The 19,070-nt window shown below is 40.7% G+C and carries 16 protein-coding genes and 1 other RNA gene; 7 read left to right on the forward strand and 10 right to left on the reverse strand.

Features of this window, described 5'->3' with window-relative positions; genetic code table 11:
* From INP83_RS10470 to INP83_RS10485, 4 genes are all read right to left on the reverse strand, one after another.
* On the reverse strand, positions 1 to 1,386 hold the full coding sequence (locus tag INP83_RS10470; RefSeq protein WP_146271749.1) for a lipopolysaccharide biosynthesis protein: 1,386 nt from the start codon (positions 1,384 to 1,386) through the stop codon (positions 1 to 3).
* Between the two features lies 1 nt (position 1,387).
* Complete coding sequence (locus INP83_RS10475) at positions 1,388 to 2,437, reverse strand: lipopolysaccharide biosynthesis protein (RefSeq protein ID WP_146271751.1); 1,050 nt, start codon at positions 2,435 to 2,437, stop codon at positions 1,388 to 1,390.
* A gap of 578 nt (positions 2,438 to 3,015) precedes the next feature.
* Complete coding sequence (locus INP83_RS10480) at positions 3,016 to 3,633, reverse strand: histidine kinase dimerization/phospho-acceptor domain-containing protein (RefSeq protein WP_146271755.1); 618 nt, start codon at positions 3,631 to 3,633, stop codon at positions 3,016 to 3,018.
* A gap of 135 nt (positions 3,634 to 3,768) precedes the next feature.
* Positions 3,769 to 4,350 carry a Crp/Fnr family transcriptional regulator gene (locus tag INP83_RS10485; protein WP_219127402.1) on the reverse strand — a complete coding sequence of 194 codons (582 nt, stop codon included), beginning with the start codon at positions 4,348 to 4,350 and terminating at the stop codon, positions 3,769 to 3,771.
* Positions 4,351 to 4,556: 206 nt separating this feature from the next.
* On the opposite strand from INP83_RS10485, the gene INP83_RS10490 reads away from it, so the two are divergent.
* The gene (locus tag INP83_RS10490; RefSeq protein WP_255563293.1) at positions 4,557 to 5,627 is read left to right on the forward strand and encodes an SDR family oxidoreductase; all 1,071 of its coding nucleotides are present in this window, start codon (positions 4,557 to 4,559) and stop codon (positions 5,625 to 5,627) included.
* 161 nt (positions 5,628 to 5,788) lie between these two features.
* Here INP83_RS10490 and INP83_RS10495 read toward each other — a convergent pair whose 3' ends face one another.
* On the reverse strand, positions 5,789 to 6,922 hold the full coding sequence (locus INP83_RS10495) for a hypothetical protein (protein ID WP_219127404.1): 1,134 nt from the start codon (positions 6,920 to 6,922) through the stop codon (positions 5,789 to 5,791).
* A 443-nt stretch (positions 6,923 to 7,365) separates the two neighbouring features.
* Here INP83_RS10495 and bla point away from each other — a divergent pair, with 443 nt between their 5' ends.
* On the forward strand, positions 7,366 to 8,238 hold the full coding sequence (bla, locus tag INP83_RS10500; RefSeq protein WP_219127405.1) for a subclass B3 metallo-beta-lactamase: 873 nt from the start codon (positions 7,366 to 7,368) through the stop codon (positions 8,236 to 8,238).
* Between the two features lie 63 nt (positions 8,239 to 8,301).
* Entirely contained in the window at positions 8,302 to 8,475 is a 174-nt protein-coding gene (locus INP83_RS10505; RefSeq protein WP_219127407.1) for a hypothetical protein, read from the forward strand.
* Positions 8,476 to 8,829: 354 nt separating this feature from the next.
* On the opposite strand, the gene INP83_RS10510 is transcribed toward INP83_RS10505, so the two are convergent.
* From INP83_RS10510 to INP83_RS10525, 4 genes are all read right to left on the reverse strand, one after another.
* Entirely contained in the window at positions 8,830 to 9,972 is a 1,143-nt protein-coding gene (locus INP83_RS10510; RefSeq protein ID WP_255563294.1) for a glycoside hydrolase family 18 protein, read from the reverse strand.
* A 319-nt stretch (positions 9,973 to 10,291) separates the two neighbouring features.
* Positions 10,292 to 10,659: a transfer-messenger RNA gene (gene ssrA / locus INP83_RS10515) on the reverse strand.
* A 174-nt stretch (positions 10,660 to 10,833) separates the two neighbouring features.
* Positions 10,834 to 12,033 carry a pyridoxal phosphate-dependent aminotransferase gene (locus INP83_RS10520; RefSeq protein WP_219127409.1) on the reverse strand — a complete coding sequence of 400 codons (1,200 nt, stop codon included), beginning with the start codon at positions 12,031 to 12,033 and terminating at the stop codon, positions 10,834 to 10,836.
* Positions 12,034 to 12,315: 282 nt separating this feature from the next.
* A complete protein-coding gene (locus INP83_RS10525) occupies positions 12,316 to 12,708 on the reverse strand; it encodes a DUF1573 domain-containing protein (protein WP_146271768.1) in 393 nt (130 codons plus the stop codon).
* Between the two features lie 138 nt (positions 12,709 to 12,846).
* Here INP83_RS10525 and INP83_RS10530 point away from each other — a divergent pair, with 138 nt between their 5' ends.
* Entirely contained in the window at positions 12,847 to 15,279 is a 2,433-nt protein-coding gene (locus tag INP83_RS10530; RefSeq protein WP_219127411.1) for a thiamine pyrophosphate-dependent enzyme, read from the forward strand.
* Positions 15,280 to 15,326: 47 nt separating this feature from the next.
* Positions 15,327 to 15,707 carry a putative quinol monooxygenase gene (locus INP83_RS10535; RefSeq protein ID WP_219127413.1) on the forward strand — a complete coding sequence of 127 codons (381 nt, stop codon included), beginning with the start codon at positions 15,327 to 15,329 and terminating at the stop codon, positions 15,705 to 15,707.
* Positions 15,708 to 15,802: 95 nt separating this feature from the next.
* Here the strand turns inward: INP83_RS10535 and INP83_RS10540 are convergent, their stop codons facing one another.
* On the reverse strand, positions 15,803 to 17,158 hold the full coding sequence (locus tag INP83_RS10540; RefSeq protein WP_146271772.1) for a DUF6089 family protein: 1,356 nt from the start codon (positions 17,156 to 17,158) through the stop codon (positions 15,803 to 15,805).
* 340 nt (positions 17,159 to 17,498) lie between these two features.
* On the opposite strand from INP83_RS10540, the gene INP83_RS10545 reads away from it, so the two are divergent.
* A complete protein-coding gene (locus tag INP83_RS10545) occupies positions 17,499 to 18,077 on the forward strand; it encodes a nitroreductase (RefSeq protein ID WP_219127414.1) in 579 nt (192 codons plus the stop codon).
* A 176-nt stretch (positions 18,078 to 18,253) separates the two neighbouring features.
* Positions 18,254 to 19,048: a murein L,D-transpeptidase catalytic domain family protein gene (locus INP83_RS10550; protein ID WP_146271776.1), complete on the forward strand. Its 795-nt coding sequence runs from the start codon at positions 18,254 to 18,256 to the stop codon at positions 19,046 to 19,048.
* Positions 19,049 to 19,070 lie beyond the last annotated feature (22 nt).

Genomic DNA, 19,070 nt, shown 5'->3' on the forward strand with positions numbered 1-19,070 from the left:
TTATACTGCCTTATTAAGCTTTATTTTTTTGTAGGCCAGGTATGGGCCATAAATTGAAAATGGTAATATGCAAACCGCTGAAGCTATGATAACACCTGCCGATCCTAAACCCAGCTTGATAAAATATATACAAAGTGGAACGTTGGCGATTATAGTAAATACTAAATAAGGCAGTTGTTCCTTTATTGCCGAAACGCTGTTTAAAAATACAGAATAGTTGTAATTCCAGGCATACAGAACGTGATAGATAACCATACCGCTGATTAAAAGCACGGGTATCTGATATTCCTTTTGTACCCAAACAAAAAGTATCTGGTCAATAAATACACCTATTAGTGTGAACACCACCGCTACACCCAATACAAAGTAATTGAAGCGTTTAAATACATTTCTGATCCAATCATTATCCTTTTTTTCAAAGGCCTCGGTGAATACCGTCCATAAAGGCATTGATATCAGGCTTAGCAGCACTATCACGGCATTAAATAACTTGTAGATCAGATTGTATTTGGTCACCTCTATATTGCCAAGATATTTATTGATGATTATCGTATCTGTGAATGAGATAACTATTACCTGTATCTGAACGATGAAGAAACCAAAGCTCAGCTTCAGGATATTCATAAGGTAATCAGACCTGAAGTATTTGATGGAAGGTATCAGGTTGGGGTTTTTCTTAAAGAAAATAAAGTTGGCCGTAACCATGCTTATGATCAAAGATACCGCAGTTACCTGTGACATTAAGTTTATAGTTGCCCTTACTTTAAAAACGTTAAAGAATATCAGTATGACTACGGTAATCAAATTGTTTAAAACCATACCCAAGTTTGAGAAGGATATGTTTTGCATAGATGCCGCAATGTTGTAAACAAAATTTAATGTAAAAGAGATGATTATGGTGATACCAATGGTTAAGATAGCTCTTTCAACGTCGTTTGAGGCAATGTCACCAATAGTGAGAATAGACTGTATCTTCGCGAGCTTTACTACTAAAACCAGTATCAGGATCAGAAAAAGCGAGAGCGAAGCAAATACGATATATCCTGTACTTATATATCTTTTTACATCTTCTGTATTGTTATTTGCCAGTGCTATAGTGATCTTATTTTTAAGTCCATTACCCAAGCCGAGATCAAAAAACAGGAAAAAGTTAACTAATGAAAAGATGGTTAACCAAAGACCGTATTCGTTACTGCCAAGCAAATGTATAGATAGCGGCACTATAGCAAAGCTTAAGAACATTGACAGGCCTTTGTAGCCAAAAGATAGCCCGAGTTGAAGAATCAGCCTGAGATTTCTCTTTTTTGCATCATTAGCATGTATACCCTGCTCATCTTTATTTTTAAACTCGCGTATAATGCTGTTTAATTTGCCTTTAACACTCATATTAAGCCGCTGATCCTATAACTCTTTTAACAACTAAAACAAAAGCGGCTAATATGGCTGCAATTGCAAACCCGCCCACTAACGCTATTTTTTTTCCTAATTTGTTACTTTCAAGTGGTAATATAGGTGGGTCTATGACCTCTATCAATGGCGTCTCTTTTTGCAGGGCCAGTTTTGATATTTCTAAATTTTTGACGATCTCTCCGTAAACTGCAGCACTTGTTTGCAGATCTACCTGTTTACGTTGCGACGGAACCTTTAGTACTAACAATTGAGGATTTGCATTTGGAGACGCATCCAGAGAACTTGCAGCTGAGCTGATGGACGAGTTAATTACCGCCTTTACGCTATCAGCCTGTTTTTGAAGCAGCGCTACGTTAAACTTAGACTTTTTAGTTTTAGTTTGGCTGTAAAAATCGTTTACATTTTTAACGATCTGATTTGTAAAAGCCTGAGCAAAAAGTTCATCAGTTGATTTTAAAGTAACGTGTATAATGCTCAGTTTTTTATCAGGTTTCACAACACTCAGGTCACTTTTGTTAAGCTTCTTTACAATGTCTGTGACCAAACTGTCCTGCAATCTGCTGAATTTATCTGGAGAGCCTTTGAACTGAATGTTGCCCAATTTTTGTTTTTCCCATTGCTTACGCAACTTATTATTGTCAATGTACCTGTCTATCAACATTTCTTTCTTTCCCTGAAAATTTACCTCCGTGAGTAAAGTTTTCATGATCATGGTTCTGGACCGGTATAGTTCAAATATGTTATCGCCTTTAAACAGTCCGTCGTCGCCGCTTTCAATGTTTATACCTGCAAGGGATGCCAGGCCGGCATATTGGCCAAGGCCGCCGCTTCCGCCATCCTGTAAAACAAAAGTGCACTCGGCCTTATAAACGTTTTTTTTAAAGATCGCATAACTTAACGCTAAGGCACCACCAATTATACCGCAAACAAATATGATAAGCCATTTACGCTTGAGGTAGCCAAATACGTCTACAGCGATGCCCTTTATATAACCCGAAGTGATCTGATCTGAGTTTTTATCCTGCATAAATGATCAATATTGACTGTTAAAGTTCGTTAAACTAATTTGTAAGACTATTACTCAGCGAGAAATTAAATTCACTGAACAAAAAAATAAAGAGAAGTTTTTCATGTATGAATATACCTAAGGTATATTTTATAATAAAGTTATAAGCCGGGTATTTTAAACTTTATAAATATCTGATGATGGATTAAGAAAGAACTGCTATTATGTGGATGAATGTCAATCTCTTGTATAAAAGAGATAGTCCGGTTTGCTTTAAAATTATCGATCATTGATCTCAAAATTGATGATATACGGATAGGGAAAAACTGTGGCAAATATAGACTAAATCGTTTGAGTACAACGCAAAATTGATAATCTTCTTATGAAGCTTTAATTGAAAATCCTTAAAGGTAATTGCTAACCCCAAAAATTGAGGTAAGTAAGATTTAAAACAGTATGGCGGATTTTTCTCGTTTTACCGGTGAATTAGTGCAGTGATTGATTGAAATATTTTCGGTAGGTGAGATTACGCACCTTCATTCCGATATTATCTATCTCAAGAGTATCATTTTAACTATCAAGATAGATTTTGACTTGGGTTAACCCAATTTATTCCCTAAATCCCTGATCAGAAAAGCCTCAAATTCATCATCCAACTGTTTACAGCTTTGCTCTAATTTTTTAACAACGTCTTGTAATTGGTCATTATCTTCACCTAAGATTTTAAGCACTTCAACCAAACCAAGAACATTGGCTAAAGGACGTCGGAGATCATGTGATTGCTGGGAAGCAAGTGTGTTAAGCGTTTGAGTGAGAAAGCCAATATGTTCCGGGCGGGATTCAAATGCAGCAACATCATGGCCTATACCGATAACGCCGGTGATGTTCCCCCCGGCATCAAGATCTGCTTTGTACTCCCAATAAGTAATTATATAACCTCCTTTGCCATCAAGCTTTCTCAATGTGATCGGAAAAGTCTTGTCGGGATCTGCAACGCATAGCTGATAAGTTTTAAAGCTTGCAGCATGGTCATCTGTATGCAGCGCAATTGAAGCCGGCCTTACTTCTGTTTTGTTATAGAAAGCGCTGTGACGTTCAAGGAAAAGATCGTTCATGTAAACATAATTACCTTGCGTATCTATTTTAACCAGGTAAAAGTTTTTAGAATCAGCGACCAGTTGTACAGATCTTTGAAAAGAAAAGCTTGTTGACATCATGAAGCGGAATGCTCTTAAGAAAATTAGAGCCTTGCAAAGGTAGGAGTTAATTAAGTATATTGTTAACAAAAATTAAGTTGCCATAAGAGCACTTTGAAGGTGATTTGATAGGTCAAAAAATCGTGGTAAAAGGCATCATTTTTCTGAGAGTAATTTTTTTTTGATGCGGCTTAATGTTTCGGGCGCTATGCCAAGATAAGAGGCGACTAAATTTTGCGGTATGCGCCCTATGATCTGAGGGTTTGATTCGGCCAGTAACAAATACCTTTCTTCGGCGGTGTGCGTAATGGAACTCATTAGCCGTTGTTCTTTTGTAACCAGACTGTTTTGATACAAAATACGAAAATAACGGTCCATAACCGGGACTGCAGGCATCAATGCTTCGTAATTGGATCGTGAAATTAAAAACAACTCGGAGTCTTCGATAGCATCAATATTAAACACGGCTTTTCCGCCTGATAGGAAACTGGCAAAGTCAGATACCCACCAACCTTCCCACCCAAAAATGCTCATGTGTTCAATCCCTTTACTATCCACGTTGTAGGTACGGAGTAAGCCTTTTGCCACAAAGGTCAAGTGTTTACAAACATCGCCTTCCTGTAACAGGTATTGTCTCTTTCTTAGCTTTTTGTGAATGAAGAAGGTTTTTATCCTCTCTTTGTCCTCATTTGTCAGCATAACCTTTTCCTGAATGTGACCTAAAAGTACATTGATCATGTAGTGACTTACGTTTAGAGCAAAGGTAGATTTTTTTACAAGACATCATTTTATCGGGAATTGTATCGCGTAGATATAGACTTGATACAGGTCAAGTGTATTTCTTGATTCAAGTCATCGCCCTTTTTAACTACTGCCGGTAAGTTTGTGAACAAATTATTACAAGTAACACATTTATCTATCTCACCGAAATTAACGCTGTAAATATGATGAACAAAATAGCATTAGTAGTTGGGGCAAGCGGTATTGCCGGTAGCAACTTATCTAAAAAGCTTATATCTAAAGGTTGGGAAACTTATGGTTTAGCCCGTAATCCTAACAATGAGATCGAGGGTTTAAAACCGGTTTTAGCAGATCTGTTAGATAAAAATAGTCTAGAGCAGGCCTTATCCGAAATACGGCCTACGCACGTTTACATAACAACCTGGATGCGTAACGACACTGAGGCCGAAAACATCAGGGTAAATAGTTTAATGGTACGTAATCTTTTGGATACGTTGTCTTTGGACAGATCAGTTGAGCATGTGGCTTTAGTAACAGGTTTAAAACATTACCTCGGCCCTTTTGAAGCTTATGCAAAAGAGGGTTTTTTGCCAGAGACGCCTTTGCGGGAAGAGCACCCAAGATTAAATATCGAAAACTTTTATTACGCGCAGGAAGATGAAGTTTATGCCGCAGCCAAGCGGGATGGCTTTACCTGGAGTATTCACAGGCCGCATACGGTTATTGGTAAAGCAGTAGGTAACGCTATGAATATGGGGACTACCTTAGCGGTATATGCAACTATTTGTAAAGAAACCAACCGCCCGTTTGTTTGGCCGGGGTCTGCCGCCCAATGGAATGGCTTATCAGACGTAACTGATGCGCGGGTATTAGCAGAACATTTGATATGGGCTTCTACAACTGATATCGCCCGTAATCAGGCATTCAACGTGGTTAATGGCGACGTATTTCGTTGGAGCAGGCTGTGGAATCGTCTGGCAGAGTACTTCGGTATTCAACCTGTTGGCTTTAATGGTACAATTCAACCGCTTGAAAAAGAAATGGCGGATTATGCAGATATCTGGGAGGATATTGCGCTGAAATATACATTGCGGGAAAAAAAACTCAGCCGATTGGCTACTGCATGGCATACCGATCTTGACCTGGGACGACCGATAGAAGTAATGACGGACATGTCAAAAAGCCGTAAGCTGGGATTCAGCATTTTTCAGGATACGGAAGACACATTTTATGATCTATTTGAAGAATTGCGGGCAGCCAGATTAATTCCATGAAAAGATTCATATAAAATTCGAGTGATTTTGTAGTGCTGTAAGTGAAGCGCTGGTAACCTGTTAAAAGCCTGTCCTGTATCTAAACCTGTGTTCAGTAGCTTACAGATGATCGAACCACATCGTCTCAGTTTTTCATTACTGCTCGGAAATGCTGCCAACTATCAATTAGCTGTGCGATTCAGGCCAATACGACCATTCTGATAATCCTCTGCAAAACCGAATACGGTGAAAAAATAAATGCCAAAAACGCTCCGTTTGCTTGATGGATTAAACCGTGTCGAAAAATTTGCCCTCCGCTGATTATAAAAATAGGTTTGACCGGAAGGCAACATAAGTTTTATTATTGGATATTGATCTGCGTGAAGATCCTCCGCTGAGGCGTTTAAAACGACGCCGGGGTTACCAGAGTCTAAGAGCACACTGACCGGAATTTGTTGACTTTCGGTAGCTATGGTAGCAGCTATTTCGGGATGATATAAAGGTAATTCGGGGTATGCAGGAAAGTGTGCCGATACTTGTCCTGTTTGTGCTTTCGCTTGAGGGGTAAGTTGGTTGAAACGGTAGTTTTTAAAGTCTGCGTTTGTTAGGCCAACTGTTAGTGAACGGCTTGGGCGGCAGCTGCCCGGTATTTTGATGGCACAACCAAATAATTGTAAGGGGCTTAATTTAAAGCCCGGTATCAATCCGTTTCGGTAATTCAAATATTTCAATGGACTCACTAATTTAAATGTCGTGCGCTCATTTACGCCTGTCACTGTGTTGAAAGTAGTGTTCACGCCGAATACAGATCCAAGCCCGTTTGTTGACTCCTTGCCGTTTGCTGATTTTGCATAAAAGAACATAACGGGCATTTTCTGTAAATTCAAAGCCCCTGTTTGATCGCCCACCATCAGCGTAGCAAAGCCAATATTTCCAAACTCTTTAGTTTCAACGGCCCCTGCAGAGCCATAAACTTTTTGTACGGCAGTACGGGTCACCACTATACCTTTGTATATTAGGGTATCCTGTCCTTTTTTAAATTTAAAACCATGCTCATCTACAAGTTCAGGCGGGAAAATTTTAAGTGCATCCAACGTTACGCCGGCTGAACCGGTATCGAACAGCAACGGAAGTGTAATTGGCACACCGCCTATTCGCATGGCGTTGATATAAAGTCGGCCAGGGCCAGACCCATTATTAAGTTTTGCCGGGTATACGTTAAGACTTACGGGTGATGTAATGGAAAAGTCAGTCGTGTCAACCTGTTCGTTTTTAAGTGAAAATCTTGATGCTTGGGCTACAGATGTTATTATCATCAAGCATAAACAAAAAATTAATGGACAACCCGGTACAAAATATTTATTAGCTCTCATAATTAACTGTATCTAAAAAGATGGTCACACAGGCTTTAAAACGGTCGATATTTTAGTTTGTTTTACCATGAGCCTGTAATACACAGTATCGGTTATAGCACCTTGCAAATCATCTAAATTAGACAGATCCAGTCCGTAAAGGGCTTTCGATAAAAAGAGCAAGGAAAGCCAAACCTGCCCCCGGTAGCGACGTATTTACCCAAGCTTGCCTTCTTGATGATACCAAACTTGCGGAAACTGAGCTATTCGCTCCAAAAACCGCCAAATACTTTTACTTTAGTGGCCCGTGGCAATATGATAACTGTAGTAACTGTTCATCAGTAATTTTGAAACTACGTTCTTAACCGCCTCGGTGAGGTACAATTACGAAAAGCAAATTAAAAATTATGAGGAAGGCCTTGTTCATTCTTATGTTTCTAACACTTGCAGCGGCCAGTTACGCGCAAGTTGTGCGAGAACCTACCGCAACGAAATATCCGGAATGGACAAGACCTATCGAACCATTTAGGATAGTTGGTAACCTTTACTACGTGGGCACCGCCGACCTTGCATGTTATTTGATCACCACAAAAGCCGGCCATATCTTAATTAATACAGGTCTGGCATCTTCAGAAGGAAATATATTAGATAATATCAAAAAACTTGGTTTTAAAATAAGCGATGTTAAAATATTATTGACCACGCAGGCTCACTTTGACCACTTAGGCGCTATGGCAGCAATAAAAAAAGTAACTGGTGCAAAAATGTTTGCTGATTATGCTGATGCACCAATTATTACCGATGGAGGGTTGTCTGATTACGACCTGGACGGCAAATATCGCACCTTTAAACCTATTAATGTAGACCGTACCCTTCATAATGCTGATCACATTTTGTTGGGTGAAATGAATTTGACCATGCTGCATCACCCGGGACATACCAAAGGCTCATGCAGCTACCTTTTCAAGGTGAAGGACAAGAGCCGTACGTATCGTGTATTGATAGCCAACCTTCCTACGATAGTGACTGAAAAGGGTTTTAATGCCATACCAAGTTATCCACAAATCGCCAAAGATTATAGTTACACCATAGCAGCTATGAAAAAGCTGAAATTTGATATCTGGCTGGCTTCTCATGGCTCTCAATTTGACCTTCTTCAAAAGTATAATGCCGCAAAAAGCTATTGGCCATCGTTATTTATGGATAAGAAAAACTATTACAAAGAGCTTGACGAGCTGGAGGATGATTATCAGAAAAAGTTAACGGGTAAAAGGTCTTGAGCGGCCTGTTATAATTATTTGCAAGTGCTGCATTTTGATATTATTAACCTTAATTATTACGTTATGTTGGAAAATACCTTCAAACAGGATGATCCTTATCAAGTCTATTTGAAAATAATCATTGATGGTGCCTTTGTTGATTATCAGCCAATATTGCGCAACGTTAAATTGAGTGACAACTCCAACATTCCGTTATTTCCTGCTCAATGTCATGCCAATTACCTTATTCAGGGTTAAACCCTGCACAACGATCGAAAATACCACGATCACAAAGCCGGCCGTAAGGATCAGCGGTTTATAATCAAAATCGGGAAGAGACAATGCCAATGCCACGGAAATACCGCCCCTTAGCCCTCCCCAGATCAGGGCAAAGCCGCATTGTGTACGCTCGTTGCAGGTGCTGTTGGCACATTTGTGTGGTGATAATGACTAAAATGGTATGTGGACCTGCAACGCTGGTTTGGTATTGTTAGATGAAGCGGGATATGTAACTGTACCGCAGAACTTATCAGTTTTTTATAGGTATAACATAATAGGGCTTGGAGATCCAAGCCCTATTTATATGAAAAAGACAATCTCAAAAAACTCAAATCATTTACTACTCACACCACGTAATGTGGTATTCACCTGTTTCAGCAGATATTCTTTCTTATCATCTGCGTATTCCCAAAACATCACACCGGCCAGGCCATTCTTCTTTACATATTCGCATTTTTTTTGAACAGACCACTCGTTATCATAACTAATGAATTGTTTTGTTGCCCTATTATAAAGATAGGGTGCCATAGCGTCGGTGTCCCGATATTCTTTGAAAGCGTTATTAATAAGCAGGCTATCTTTTATAAACGTGTATCCGCCTCCGCGCATGTGTTCAACTGTCTTTACACCTAAGCCCCAGTTTGTACTGTCTGCTACGCTCGATGATCGCCCGTAAAAAGCCATACCCATTACCAATTTGTTACAAGGTACACCCGCAGCCACATATTCTTTTATCGCTTTGTCCGCGTTATCTCGAGTAACATATTTTTTGGAAGCGAACAGGTTAGTATGGTGGACAGCGATGCCCAGGCTATCCTGGAAATAGTCATAAGTCATCATGTTAACATAATCAAGATAATTAGCCACCTTGTTCATTTCGGTATGTTGCAAAAAACGTTTAAATCCTCCTACAGCTGCCGTTAATAAAAGCTTTTTACCTGTTTCTTTTTGTAGTACGTTTAATTCATGCCTTAAAGCTTTAAACATAAGGGTATAATTTTGCTTGTCTACCGGCCGGAACCTATTGCCTGCGCCGATGTTATCGGGATATTCCCAGTCAATGTCTATTCCATCCATCTTATATTTTTTGATAATATTTACTGCACTCTTTGCAAAACCCCGCCTTGAAGTATCGCTCAAAGCCATGTCAGAAAAGTTGCTGCTCCAGGTCCAACCGCCTATTGATATTAAGATCTTTAGGTTCGGATTTTTCTTTTTGAGTTTTATCAGGTTTTTAAAGTTGGTAGTATCCGTACGTTCATGGGTTAGCCAGGCCCTATTCTGCTGTACATCAACAAATGCATAATTGATGTGCGTAAGTTTAGATGCATCAACCATACTGGTGTCAAACAAGCCTTGATAGCCCCCTACATAGCCGATAATTACATATTTCTTCTTTTTGGGTGGTTTTGAAAATGCGGAAGAGGCGACAGACATAAGGATGAACGCCGTAAAAAATAGTCTGAGTTTAAGCATTATTAATTAATTAGGTGGGATTTGTTTTTGGCTTTCTCAAATAAAAAAGCAAGCTGACGTTAGTTTCCATAATCTTTTACATTAAAAAGTGATACAACATTAAGCTTACAATCAGCCTGACCAAGATGCTCATATTTTTAAAAATTTAGATTATCAAGTAAAAATAGCAAGCCTGGTGGGTAAGAAATCTTGAAATGTTACTCATCAAATTGCGCTGCTTTTTATCGCTATTTGGTGAATAATATAGCCATTTGACTAAAATAAAAAAAACGCTATAAAGCATCGATTTATAGCGTTTTTAACTCAGTTAGACCTGATTTCGTGGAGCCGGAGGGATTCGAACCCTCGTCCAAACATGGTATAAGATAAGCTTTCTACATGCTTAGCTTCTGTTTAATTGTCGGGACAAGGAAGGCCAGTTGCTTGCCTATACCGTATCCGTAGGTGCTTTATCTCGTCCACTTATCGCACCGTAAGCAGACCAGTTCTGTTTGATGATGCCCCAAATACCGATTCAACAGAACGGAAAACCGGCGGGACAAAAGCTATGCTAATTCTAAATTAGGCAGCTAAGGCGTAGTTATTTTCGCCATTTGTAAGTTTGAGCGTTCAGATTTAAGCGCTAATTCACCCAACGCGCTGCATGCTTACCTATTTATCTCCATCCTGTCAATTCCGGTCGACCCCATTTCTGTTGAGTTCGCAATTGGCTGTTTCCAGTTTGCAGTTAAATCAATAACAAATATACGCTTTTTTAGTTTGCCGCAGGCAGTTAACAGTTATCATAATGTCAAAAGCAATATGTATCAAAAGCATCCAGTGCATGCTCAGACTACTAACTGCCAACTTAAAAACCGCAAACTACAAAGTCCTTCTCGGATACTGCTTCAATCCCTCAGCAAGGCATTCCATTGCTTTACTCAAGTCGTTGTTGTTTAATACGTATGCCATACGTACCTCATTTGCGCCTGCGCCCGGCGAGCTGTAGAAACCTGTAGCCGGTGCCATCATCACGGTTTGGTTATCATGGCTAAAGCTTTCCAGCATCCATTGGCAAAACTTGTCGGCGTTTTCAATCGGTAATTTCGCTACCACGTAAAACGCACCGCCCGGGTTAGGGCAGTAAACACCATCCATCTGGTTAAGAGCATTAACCAATGTATCGCGGCGTTCTGTGTATTCTTTACTTACCGCTTCAAAATATTCATCAGGCGTATCAACGGCAGCTTCACCAGCAATCTGCTCTACCATGCCTGGTGAAAGGCGGGCCTGTGCAAATTTCAAACCTGTTGAGATAATCTCCTTATTTTTAGTGATCAAACATCCTAAACGGGCACCACATGCGCTGTAACGTTTGCTTACCGTATCCATCACAACCACGTTCTCATCTAAACCATCAAGGTGCATCGGCGAAACAAACGTGCGGCCATCATAGCAAAACTCTCGGTAGGCTTCATCACTAAAAAGGTACAGATCATATTTAAGGCAAAGCGCTTTCAATGCTTCCAATTCCTCGCGTGAGTATAAATATCCGGTAGGGTTATTAGGATTGCAGATAATGATAGCTTTGGTTTTTTCGGTTATCACCTTCTCAAATTCCGCAATCGGCGGCAAAGCAAAACCGTTATCTATATATGACAGAATCGGTTTTACAACAATATCTGTTTGGTTGGCAAAGCCATTGTAATTTGCATAAAAAGGCTCCGGGATGATTACTTCGTCACCTTGATCAAGGCAGGTCATCATGGCTATGGTGATAGCTTCAGACCCACCGGTTGTTACAATAATGTTATCAGGCGTAATGTTGTAGCCAAGCTTGTTGTAATACTCAACCAGTTTTTTGCGGTAGCTTAAAGTCCCTTCTGATGGGGTATATGCCCAAACCTTAAAGTCGATATTTTTAATGGCATTAAGCATGCCATCTGGTGTTTCAATATCCGGCTGGCCGATGTTAAGGTGATATACTTTTTTACCATCAGCCTTAGCTTTATCTGCAAACGGGGTTAGTTTACGTATTGGGGAAGCGGGCATATGCAGCCCTTTTTGAGAAATTTTTGGCATGCGCCAAAATTAGTAAAAAAAATGAGCCACATCTAAAGGGAAAACTATTGGAGATACGCAGACCAGGTTAATTATTCCTAAGCTTTTATGGCTATGCCGAACTGTACACTGATGACAACTATTGTTAAGCCTTACCTAAATCCTCTCCAAAGCAAAGGGTTTTGAATTGAGAGTTGTTTGAAAGGTATTATTTGGTTCTCTCCATCGAAAGTGATTGGGGAGAGGCCAAAAAAAAGGCACCGCTAATGGTGCCTTAACTAAATTTATTTTTAAGCTTTTAACTTATTTACTTGCAGGCGCGCTGCCGGCAACCACTTCACCAACAATATTTAAGTATTTAGTTGGTGTTTTAGCGTTTGATGTAACTACAATTGTTTTGTTAAAGGCAGATACAACAGCAGCATTGTAAGTGATCTTGATAGTACCTTTACCGTTTTGTGGTACAGGTGTTTTAGTGTAATCGGCAATTGTACAGCCACAAGTAGGCTTTACTTCGGTTAAGATCAACGGGGTAGTGCCAACGTTAGTAAATTCAAACACAGTGGTTACCGGTTTGCCTTGCGGAATTTTACCAAAATCATGCTTTTCTTCGTTAAATTTGAATTCGGCGGTTTGGGCTGATGCAGTGTAGGCGAAACCTAAAACCACTGCGCATATCAGAATAAATTTTTTCATCTTTTTTGTGTTTGACTTTTACAAATATAAAAGGTTTGATATAATGTCAAAACTTAAGTGAAATCTAACCGTTTTGCATTAACCAGTTACCGAAACAAAATAGAATTTCCTACTTTTACCGCCTAATCAGAATATAATATGCCAGAAACTGCATTAAACACAGCTACCGGAATCAATTCTGCCGAACTTAGTTTTGACGATTTTAAAAAGATCGTCATTAATGATTATCGTATAGGTTACGAAAGCAGGCAGGCAAGCTTGTTAGGCAGGAGAGAAGTGCTTACTGGAAAGGCAAAATTCGGCATTTTTGGTGATGGCAAAGAGGTTGCTCAACTGGCAATGGCCAAGGCCTTTAAAAAGGGCGACTGGCGTGCCGGATACTACCGCGACCAAACATTTATGTTTGCTACCGGGATGAGTACTCTTAAAGAGTTTTTTGCTCAGCTTTATGCGCATCCTGATATTGAGAAAGACCCTGCATCAGGCGGCAGGCAAATGAATTGCCACTACGCAACACGCTACGTTGATGCCGATGGCAACTGGACAAACCAGGCCGAAACCATGAACTGCTCTGCCGATATCTCTACCACAGGAGGGCATATGCCGCGTTTGTTGGGATTGGCTTATGCTTCAAAATTGTATCGTCAAAATAAGGAGCTCGAATACCTGAAACAGTTTTCAGTAAACGGGAACGAGGTTGCTTTTGGCACTATCGGTAATGGTTCAACATCAGAGGGGCTGTTTTTCGAAACCTTTAATGCCGCAGGCGTTTTGCAGGTGCCGATGGCCATTTCCATTTGGGACGATGCTTACGCTATTTCTGTTCCGGCGAGACTACAAACTACCAAAGAAGATATATCTGAAGTATTAAGAGGTTTCCAGCGCGATAGCAAAGGAAACGGCTACGAGATATTTAAAGTAAAGGGATGGGATTACGTTGCCCTTTGCGAAACCTACGAGCGTGCCATCAAACTTTGCCGCGAAGAGCATGTACCCGTACTGATTCACGTAATAGAGATGACACAGCCGCAAGGCCACTCTACGTCCGGATCGCACGAGCGCTACAAGACCAAAGAAAGACTGGCCTGGGAAGAAGAGCACGATTGCCTGGTGCAGATGCGTAAATGGATGATCCAATCGGCCATTATAACTGATGAGGAAATTGATGCTTTAGAAGCTGAAGCCAAAAAGCATGTGCGCAACTCACAGAAAGAAGCTTGGAATGAGCTTGAGACCGAGATAAAGGAAGAGATGCACCAGGTATTGCAAATGCTTGATGCTATTGCACAGCCATCACAACATCGGGGTGATCTGCAAAAGTTGATGTCGGGCTTGCAAACATGTGTTGATCCCGGCAGGAAAGATACGGTTGGCACCGTTCGTAAAGCTTTACGTTTAACTATCAATGAGCCATCGGATGCAAGAAATTCGCTTGTTGGCTGGCTGGCCGCAGAAAATGATAAGAACAAAGAGCGTTATAACTCTAAACTGTTCTCTGATACCCCTAAGTCGCCTTTGTATGTACCTGTTATTGCACCGCAGTATACAGATGATGCCAAAGTGATGGATGGCCGCGAAGTGCTTAATGCTTGCTTCGATGCAAACTTTGAGCGCGATAAGAGCATTGTTGCCTTTGGCGAAGATGTTGGTGCTATTGGGGACGTGAACCAGGGCTTTGCCGGCCTGCAAGGTAAATATGGCGACCTGCGCATTACAGATACCGGTATTCGTGAAGCTACCATTATAGGGCAGGGTATGGGCCTGGCCATGCGTGGTTTAAGGCCTATCGCAGAGATACAATATCTGGATTACCTGTTATATTCAATAACCGTTTTAAGTGATGATCTTGCCAGTTTGAGTTATCGCACCCGCGGTGGCCAGCGCGCACCTGTTATTGTACGCACCCGCGGCCACAGGTTAGAGGGCATCTGGCATTCGGGCTCACCGCTTGGGCTTATTTTGGGTGCTGTACGAGGATTGCATATCTGCGTTCCTCGTAATATGACGCAGGCAGCAGGTATGTACAATACTTTACTGCGTGGCGATGAGCCGGCATTGGTTATAGAGTGCCTTAACGGTTACCGTTTAAAAGAAAAGCTTCCTGCTAACGTGGGTGAATTTACCGTGCCGCTTGGCAAAGCTGAGATTTTGAAAGAAGGTAAGGATATAACTGTTGTAAGTTATGGTTCTGCGCTGCGTGTGGTGATGGAAGCTATTCCTGATTTGGAAAAATTAGGTATCAACATCGAAGTGATAGATCCGCAAACACTGTATCCTTTCGATACTGATAATATCTGCGGCGCATCGCTCCAAAAAACCAATAAATTATTAATTGTAGATGAAGATCTGCCGGGCGGCGGCTCTGCTTACATCCTCCAAAAAATTATAGAGGCGCAAAACGGTTATTACCTGCTTGATGCACAACCACAAACTTTATCAGCTGCCGAGCACAGGCCTCCGTACGGATCAGACGGCGATTATTTCAGTAAACCATCTGTTGATGACGTGGTAGAAAAGGTTTACAGGATAATGCACGAAGCAAATCCCGGGAAGTATCCGGCGTTATTTTAAATAAACGAAGCTCAACAAAGGTTGGGCTTTTTTAATGGAAAAAATAAATGATGAACAGAATATTTTACCTTTCGGCTATATGCCTGATGACGCTATCGATCACCGCATCAGCTCAAACTAAAAAACAGATGGTACGTCTCGCCAAAATCACTGTTGACCCAGCACAACTTGATGCTTACAACACAGCATTAAAAAAGCAAATGGCCACCGCGGTAGCAACAGAATCGGGTGTGCTAACCTATTATGCTGTTGCCGATCAGAAAGATCCGTCGCACATTACTATCCTCGAAATTTATGCTGATGTTGACGCTTACAAAAAGCACATTGAAACGGCTCATTTTAAGCAATATAAAACTACCGTTCAGAATATGGTTAAGTCATTAGAACTGGTGGATGTTGATCTGATAGGCGCTGCTAAAAAGCCATAATATCAAATAGTGTTCAAAGCTATTGTGCTACCAATATAAAAGAAAAGGCCGCTCCTGTTTGGGAGCGGCCTTTGTTATGATCGTATTATTATCTATTAATACAATGTAAACTCTACACGACGGTTTTGCTGACGACCTGCTGCAGTTTTGTTACTTGCAATAGGCTGAGTCTGACCGTAACCTGTAGCCTCGATACGAGATGGGTTAGCACCTTTCTCAACAAGGTATGTTTTAACAGCTTCTGCACGGTCTTTAGATAAACGCATGTTTAAGTCTTTAGAACCAGTGTTATCAGTGTGACCTGCTAATTTCAAGCTGAAGTTTTTGTCAACCAATAAGCGGGCAACCCTGTCTAAGCTTGGGAATGATTTATCGCGGATGGTAGCTTTACCTAAGTCAAACTCAAGGTTTGCAATTGCATCTCTAACCACACGGCGATCTTCTTCTGTTACAACTACTACCGGTTTAGCTAACGGACAACCTGAACCATCTACCTTAGTACCTGATGGGGTGTTCGGACATTTGTCGTTAAGGTCAATTACACCGTCACCATCGCTGTCAACTGTAAGTTTTGCAACGTTCGCATTGGTTTCTTCAAGTCCGCGTTGTAATTCAGCATTTTTAGCTTTCTCAGCGTCAACTTGTGCTTGCAATTGTTGTGCTTTCCATAAGTACTCGGTACGCATTGAGTTTACCGGGTTGTAAGCAGACAATTGAGGTTTTTTGCTGCTACCTAAAGCAAACTCTAAACCGATGTGCGCATAAGAGAACCTGTCATTAGTTGTACCTGCATTTACACCGTCAAAGTTATCAGCCTGTACAAAGTTAACCTGGTAACCCAAATCAATGTTAACACCTGATGCCACATTAAATTTGAAACCAAGGCCTACCGGTACAAACCATTCTTTGTTGGTACCATTGGTAGATACTGTTGCAGCACCTGGTGTGTTGTTAGTAACTGTGGTTTTGTAACCCATGTAACCGGCACCGGCGCTTAAGTAAGGTTGTATAGCACCTTTGCGGTTAAACCAGTTAATGTTTGCTAAAGTAAAGTTTGCCTTTAATGCTGCGCTCCAATCTAATTTTGTGTTAAAGCTGCTGCCTTCAGAGATAAGGCCTGCCGCTTGTGAATTTGTACCGCTAACCTGGCCTCTTAAGAAATCAGCCTGTAAGCCAAACGCAGGTAAAAATTGTTTAGCGATGTAACCACCGTAACCGATCTCTGATTGCGGTGTTCTGAAATCCTGACGACCATTTGTACCGAAGATAGTGTACGGGGTTAATAAACCACCATGCACACCTATTGTCCAGGTACGGAACGAACCGCCGCCTGAAAATGGCTGTACGTAATTTTTAGTGTCTAAATTAGCGTCGGGGGTTTGTGCGAATAATTTGCCACCAATTATTAGGCATGATGCCAATAACGATGCTTTTTTTAAATGTAATTTCATATTGATTGTTTTTAATAAAACTATCGTAGCTACGTTATATAGTACGGGTTACAGGGCATAGTCAACAAAGGTGCCATAGAGCCTTTTGTTGTAAAAGAAGCCCGGAAATGACCATGGGTAGTGCTTAAAAGTGCCTCTAACTATCTTCTAATAAGCATTTAAACAAATGTGGGTTTTAAGATACCAAACAGTAGTTGGTATGCCGATGACGCGAGTTAAACAGTTAAAAAGTGACTAAAAAAATATACAAAAACCTAAAAACAGGCTACTAAATGCGCTATTGAATTACTTGCTGCAAGCCAAAAAATCGTAATTTCGCCCACTTTAAAACATCATAGTAATGGATAATAATTTTTCAGTAATAGCAAATAACATCAAGGCCCGCCGTACCATTAAGCCATCTACCATGAATGGCCATAAAATACCCAACGGCCACATCGCATCAATTATAGAACTGGCAGACTGGGCGCCTAACCACGGTAATACTGAGCCTTGGCGTTTTATTATTTTTGAGGAACCGGTACATTACAGTAAGCAGCATGCCGAGCTTTACAAGGCAGCAAATCCCGGCGAAAGCTTTAACGAAACTGTTTACAATAACTTAAGCAATCAGGCAAATGCAGCATCACACGTTATTATAGCTTATCAAAAACGCGGCGACCTGCCTAAAATCCCTGTTTTTGAAGAGATAATTGCTACATCGTGCGCTGTGCAGAACCTGCTTTTAGGTGCTACCGCGTTAAACATAGGTGCATTTTGGAGCACCGGTGGTATGGTACTTAAACCGGCCTTTGCAGAACATTTTGGCTTAGGTGCAGAAGATTCTGTATTAGGTGTACTGTTCTTAGGCTATACAGACCAGCAACCGGAAGGTAAACGCAAGGTATCTTTGGAGGAAAAGATCACTTGGAATAAATAAATTCCAGACCTCTTTTCCGATAATCTTTAAAGCAATAAATTGTCATTAAAGTAGTAAATTAGACTTTAGTGACAATTTATTTCTGTTTTAAGCGTATATTTGAAATACTTGTAATAATTGCAGCAACCTAATCTGCGTTACCCGAACATAAACTTATTGATTAAACCGGATAAAGTATGAGGAAAAACTTGTGGTGGATTGTTTGCGTTTTATTTGTTATATCTGTAGCAATTATAAGCTGGAAGCCGGCAGACGCAATTAAAAACAAATCATTAAAATCATTTACTGCTAAAGAACTTTTTGCAAAGTATGTTGCCGATGTGTACAATACGGCCAATTTGCAGCAAAGCGGTATGGATCTTTCTGTTTTCCAGAAAGCATTTACAGGCTATTTAAATCTGAAACTGAACAACAAACTGCACAGCGTTAATTATTTAACCGTTGTTGATTTTAATAAATCAAGCCGTGTTAAACGCATGTGGATAGTTGATATCCTCAACAGATCCCTTGTCTTAAATACCTGGGTTGCACATGGGCAGGGTAGTGGGGACGATATGGCCAGCCGTTTTTCCAATACAAATGAATCGCACGAGAGCAGTTTGGGCTTTTACCTAACTGACGATATTTATTTTGGCAAACACGGCCGTTCTTTACGTTTAGATGGGTTAGAAGCTGGTATAAACAGCGCAGCACGTGCCCGTGGTATTGTTATACACGCTGCAGACTACGTGTGCCAGAATACGATCAACCAGATTGGCCGGTTAGGTCGTAGCTTTGGTTGCCCTGCAGTATCACCGGAGGTATCAAATACGGTGATCAATACTATTAAAGGTGGTTCGTTATTGTATATTAACGGTAACGATAGCAACTATACGTCAAAACTGCTTGACGATACTGCACCAACCAATTTTGTAATGCAGGAAACACCTGCAGTTGATACCCTTTCTGCATCGACCATAGCAAAACTATAACCGCTTATTAGGCATAAAAAAG

The sequence above is a fragment of the Mucilaginibacter sp. 21P genome, from assembly GCF_019331605.1.
Lineage (GTDB): Bacteria > Bacteroidota > Bacteroidia > Sphingobacteriales > Sphingobacteriaceae > Mucilaginibacter > Mucilaginibacter achroorhodeus.